Annotated in this window: 1 protein-coding gene; it reads right to left on the bottom strand. The window is 69.9% G+C overall.

The features are described 5' to 3' along the window. On the bottom strand, positions 1-480 hold a 480-nt coding region (locus FOE67_RS28105; protein ID WP_323385656.1), incomplete at its 3' end, for a DnaB-like helicase N-terminal domain-containing protein. Positions 481-521 lie beyond the last annotated feature (41 nt).

The following is a 521-nucleotide window of genomic DNA, read 5'->3' as shown; positions in this document are numbered from 1 at the left end:
AAGAAACAGGGTGTGGATGGGGCGATTGGCGGGGGCCATTGATGAGGTGGCGTGACTCCAGCGGGCACGGAGTGAGTTGAAGTTGGCCAGGGCGTGGCGGCTGTCGAGGAGGAGGTGGCGCGGGGCGATCGCGGGATTCTTGGTGTGTGCCTCGATGTGGCGGCCGGTGTGGTGGGCTGTCGTCAGGAGGGCGCGTTGGAGGATGCGCCGGCCCCAGTGGGAGGGGGAGCCGACCGGTGCGGTGAGGAGGCCGAGGAGTTCGGTGGGTTCGATGTCGGATGTGAGCAGGCCGCCTTGTTGCGCCTCCCACAGGACGGTGACGGGGTCGATGGGGGAGCGCCTGCGGGCCATGCCGGTCAGGCATCGCCACAGTCCGGCGTGGAGGGGGAGGGTGAAGTCGGCGGGGGTCAGCCATCGCATTCGTTCGGCTTGGTCGGGGTGTGCGGTGGCCGTGGCGAGCAGTAGCTGTTCCTCTTCCACCGCCTGGCCGTGCGGCGGGCCCTGATCCGTGGGGGGCGGGG

It is taken from the genome of Streptomyces calidiresistens (assembly GCF_014141525.1).
Taxonomy (GTDB): domain Bacteria; phylum Actinomycetota; class Actinomycetes; order Streptomycetales; family Streptomycetaceae; genus Streptomyces; species Streptomyces calidiresistens.
The sequence above is the reverse complement of the archived record's forward strand: the minus strand, read 5'-3'. Positions and strand labels throughout refer to the sequence as shown.